This is a genomic window from Spirosoma sp., from assembly GCF_048594605.1.
Classification (GTDB): domain Bacteria; phylum Bacteroidota; class Bacteroidia; order Cytophagales; family Spirosomataceae; genus Spirosoma.
In genome coordinates, this window is record NZ_JBMDWV010000283.1 from 1 (window position 1) to 4,328 (window position 4,328).

At 47.5% G+C, this 4,328-nt stretch carries 4 protein-coding genes and 2 pseudogenes; 2 read left to right on the top strand and 4 right to left on the bottom strand.

Features of this window, described 5'->3' with window-relative positions:
• The 4 genes and pseudogenes from ACOJS8_RS16910 to ACOJS8_RS16925 all read right to left on the bottom strand — a co-directional run.
• Window positions 1-255 (bottom strand): annotated as a pseudogene (locus ACOJS8_RS16910) (5'-methylthioadenosine/adenosylhomocysteine nucleosidase); the annotation flags it as partial.
• Window positions 256-279: 24 nt separating this feature from the next.
• Entirely contained in the window at window positions 280-1,599 is a 1,320-nt protein-coding gene (locus ACOJS8_RS16915) for an NCS2 family permease (RefSeq protein WP_420149724.1), read from the bottom strand.
• A gap of 84 nt (window positions 1,600-1,683) precedes the next feature.
• Window positions 1,684-2,409: a 6-phosphogluconolactonase gene (locus ACOJS8_RS16920; RefSeq protein WP_420149725.1), complete on the bottom strand. Its 726-nt coding sequence runs from the start codon at window positions 2,407-2,409 to the stop codon at window positions 1,684-1,686.
• A gap of 119 nt (window positions 2,410-2,528) precedes the next feature.
• A complete protein-coding gene (locus ACOJS8_RS16925) occupies window positions 2,529-2,783 on the bottom strand; it encodes a hypothetical protein (protein WP_420149726.1) in 255 nt (84 codons plus the stop codon).
• 41 nt (window positions 2,784-2,824) lie between these two features.
• Between ACOJS8_RS16925 and lysA the strand changes: the two genes are divergently transcribed.
• Both lysA and ACOJS8_RS16935 read left to right on the top strand, forming a co-directional pair.
• Window positions 2,825-4,084 carry a diaminopimelate decarboxylase gene (lysA, locus tag ACOJS8_RS16930; protein ID WP_420149727.1) on the top strand — a complete coding sequence of 420 codons (1,260 nt, stop codon included), beginning with the start codon at window positions 2,825-2,827 and terminating at the stop codon, window positions 4,082-4,084.
• A 71-nt stretch (window positions 4,085-4,155) separates the two neighbouring features.
• Window positions 4,156-4,328, top strand: a pseudogene (locus ACOJS8_RS16935) (YebC/PmpR family DNA-binding transcriptional regulator); the annotation flags it as partial.

The window sequence follows — 4,328 nt, forward strand, 5'->3', positions numbered from 1 at the left end:
CATGGCGGCGTTAACCTTGCCAATTCCTGTTTCGGCTACGACAACCCGCTGTTTGTTGATACGTCCGCACGTGAACGTAACGCCGTCAATAACAACGGTTTTCGCCTTTTTTAGATTTTCTTTTACTAGTGCCACTTCGGCCCCAAAAGCCCCTAATAAGCCTGTAACAGGCCGGGGTTTATAGCGTTGAGCGAAGGTGAAGGAATGCAGAAATAATAGATTAACAATGAATAAAGCAACGGATAATTTTCTCATAGTTCTGATGAAGGTAATTTGGGATTAATGCCCGGCAGTTAGCGCCAGGATACAAAAAATGTCAATGATCAAAAGACCGATGGGGACTTCATTGCGTTTTCCCACAGCGATTTTTATAACTGTCCACGATAGAAATCCCCAGATCAATCCCTGTGTAATGGAATAGCTGAAGGGAATCAGTACGAGCGATAGAAAAGCCGGTAATGCGTCGTCTAACTGACCCCAGTCGATACGTATAATGGGCTTCATCATAAAGGCGCCGACCAGTACTAGCGCTGGCGCTGTGGCAATGGACGGAATGATCGACAATAAAGGCGATAAAAAGAGAAAGGGAAGAAAGCAGCAACCCGCCACAATCGCAGTCAAACCAGTACGTCCGCCCTGGGCGATGCCCACTGCCGATTCGATATAGGCTGTTCCGGGACTAGTGCCGAATATTCCCGCCAACGTTGTTGCTACAGCATCGGTCAGTAAGGATTGGTTCAAATTGCGGGGCTGTCCATTGGCATCCTGCAAGTTACCCGCTTCGGCCACGCCCACAAATGTAGACACACTATCGAACAGGTCAGTAAAGGCAAACGCAAAAATAACTGGCCATAGCGACCAGGATAATGATCCGACTAAGTCTAATTTTCCAAGTAGCGAAAAGTCCGGGGCTGCCAGAATCCCCTGAAAATTGACCAGCGTTTTCTGGCCGAAGTTAACGGCCGAAGCATCTCCCCAATAACGGCCAATCGGCCAGGCAGCTAACGTAGTGAGCACTATGCCGATGATAATTGCACCCGGTACGTCGCGTACAACCAATATGCCCGTGAGGAGTAAGCCGAAAACAAACGTCAGAATAATTGGATCGTTAAAGGAAGCAATGCTGATCAACGTAGCTGGATTGGCAACGATGAATTTTGCATTCTCAAAACCGATCAAGGTAATAAACAGGCCAATTCCTGCCGAAACAGCATAACGGATTGGGAGTGGAATTACTCTGACAAGAGCCGAGCGAAGGTTGAGTAAGGACATTAACAGAAACAGGATTCCGGCCCAAAAAACAGCTCCCAACGCTACTTCCGGACGAATACCCATGCTCTTCACAGCGGTAAACGTAAAGAACGCGTTCATTCCCATTCCTGGGGCCACAACAATCGGGTTACGGGCGTAAAGCCCCATCATCAAACTGCAAAAGAAGGAAAGCAGTACGGTTGCCGTGACGACTCCGCTAAATGGCAAACCCGACTGGCTCAGAATCGCTGGATTGACAACGATGATGTACATCGTTGCCAGAAAAGTTGAAATGCCCGCCAGGATTTCCGTCCGGCGAGACGTAGCAGAGATAGGGCTGGGAGTCATTTAATGTCATAGGTTGTCATTCATCACGGAACATACGACGAATGGCGAACAATGCCAATGAATGACATAGTGAAAAGCGATTATTTAGGTTAATAAGCTTCCAGCCGCTTTGTCGATCCACACCTGGACGTTCGGTCGATTCTGAATAATGCTCGCCGGAACCTGCTCGGTAACAGGACCTTTGAGTGCATCGCGTAACGTAGGGGCTTTCTTCGCTCCGCTAACTAACAGGATCACGTCATGCGCTTCGGTGAGGTGACGCAGCCCTAACGTAATGCCTTTAGTAAGCGGTGTCTCCTGAGTAAAGTATTTCTGACCGACCGTTTTGGTACTTTCCGCCAACTCAGACACATGACAGCCTAAAGTGAATGGAGTTCCGGGTTCGTTGAGGGCAATATGACCATTCATTCCCATGCCAACGAGCAACAGGTCCAGTCCGCCATGCGAATCGATCAACGTATCAATACGTGCACATTCTGCGTCAAGGTCGTCGGCTTTAGCGTCGAATACGTAGATTTGATTCGGACGCAGATTTAACGGAGTGAATAAATCCCTAAATACGTAGTAAGAACAGCTACCCGCATCTTCAGGGCCAAAACCAACCCATTCATCCAGCCCCACAAACGTACAGCGGCTGACGTCGACACGCTCATCTTTAACCAGGGCGACAAATCGATGATACGTTTCGATAGGCGTATCGCCTGAGGCCAGGCAAAGTAATGCATCGGGTTTTTGATTAATGATGGCTGCAATGTGCTCAGCGGTGTACTGAGATAGTGATTCGTGATCAGGAAATTCCTGTATGGTCATAGATGTTAAATGTTACGTTCGAATAGTCTAAAGTTGGGTGCTGCGTTAGCTCTAGGTTCGTTGGCGTAAGCGGAGTTTCCGACGACGAATAGTAACGTCGGTGGGACGGTCCGCTGTGGCTACAGGCTTTGGGTCTGAGACCGGGTCGGGGAGGGCTGGCTCACCTTCTGGCCCTCGATTAATACGTCGTACTTTTGGTCGGGTTCCACCTTGTCGGCGAGCAGGTGGTCGGTAAAAACCGTTTTCTGACTGGTTTGTACTTCGTTTGTCAGAGAAGTAGGTAGCAGTTCCTCAGATTGAAAATACTGTTGACCAAAAAGATGGAACGATACTGATAACGTGAGCAATAACAGTAGCAGATGAATTTTGTACATGGGGCAAGATGGCGTAATTTTGCGGCTCGTTTACTGAAAATATGCAACTCTCGAACCAACGATACACAATTCAGGGTGTTGACGTACTGACGATTGCCGATGAATTCGGTTTACCTCTCTACGTGTACGACGCCGACAAAATTATTGAAAAAATTGGCTTGCTTCGGGCGGCCTTCGCTGGGGTTAATCTACGAATAAAATACGCAGCAAAAGCGCTGACAAACGTATCAATTCTAAAATTGATGCGGCAGCAGGGGGTTGAAATGGATTCGGTTTCGGTCAATGAAGCACGTATTGGTGTACTGGCTGGTTTTGAACCACGCCAGATTATGTTCACACCTAGTGGCGTATCATTCGACGAAATTCGCGAAGCCATCGACATGGGGCTGCAACTGAATGTTGATAGCCTGTCTTTACTTGAGTGGGTAGGGCAAAACTATGGCGATCGCGTACCGGTCAGTATCCGTATTAACCCACACATTAGCGAAGGGGGAAACATCAAAATTTCGACAGGCCATGCCGACTCCAAATTTGGCATTTCGATTCTTCAGCGATCTGATATAAAGTCGATTGTAGATCGGTATCAGATTTCGGTCACCGGATTACACATCCATACGGGTTCAGACTTCAAGAATGCCAACGCTTTTTTGAAAGGCGCCGACGTACTGTTTGAACTGGCCAGCGATTACCCTGACCTGACGTTCATTGATTTTGGTAGCGGATTTAAAGTGGCCTATAAAGAAGGCGATCATGTTACGGATGTTGCTGAGCTAGGGAAGCAGGTATCGGCCGCTTTTCTGAAATTTTGTCAGCAGTATGGACGTGATCTTGAACTGTGGTTTGAGCCAGGCAAATTTCTGGTGAGCGAGAGCGGGCATTTACTGGTCAAAACCAATATCGTTAAAGAAAATCCGACAAGAACGTTTGTGGCAGTAGATTCCGGCTTGAATCACCTGATTCGCCCAATGATGTATGACTCTTATCATGACATCAAAAACATCTCGAATCCGGGCGGAGAAGAGAAAACGTACAACGTAGTAGGCTACATCTGTGAGACGGATACATTCGCTACTGATCGTTCATTGCCCGAAGTTAGACCAGAAGACGTACTGTCTTTTGAAAATGCCGGAGCCTACGGGTTCAGCATGTCGTCAAATTACAATGCTCGTTTACGGCCTGCAGAAGTGCTGGTATATGATGGTAAACCGCATCTGATTCGTCAACGAGAGACGTTTGAAGATCTGTTACGTGGGCAGGTCGACGTAGATATTTTTAATCAACAGGAGATCGTAAATGCATAACGAACAACGGCTGGTGTCATGCAGTACGTTATTTAGTTTACATTTTACAACTTCCATTATTCTTTTTACCAATGGGAAGAGCGTTTGAATACCGAAAAGCGCGGAAAATGAAGCGGTGGGGGCAGATGGCCAAGACCTTCACTCGTATCGGAAAGGATATTGTAATGGCCGTTAAAAGTGGCGGGCCCGACCCGGATACGAATGGTCGTCTTCGGGCTATCATTCAGAATGCCAAAGCGGCTAA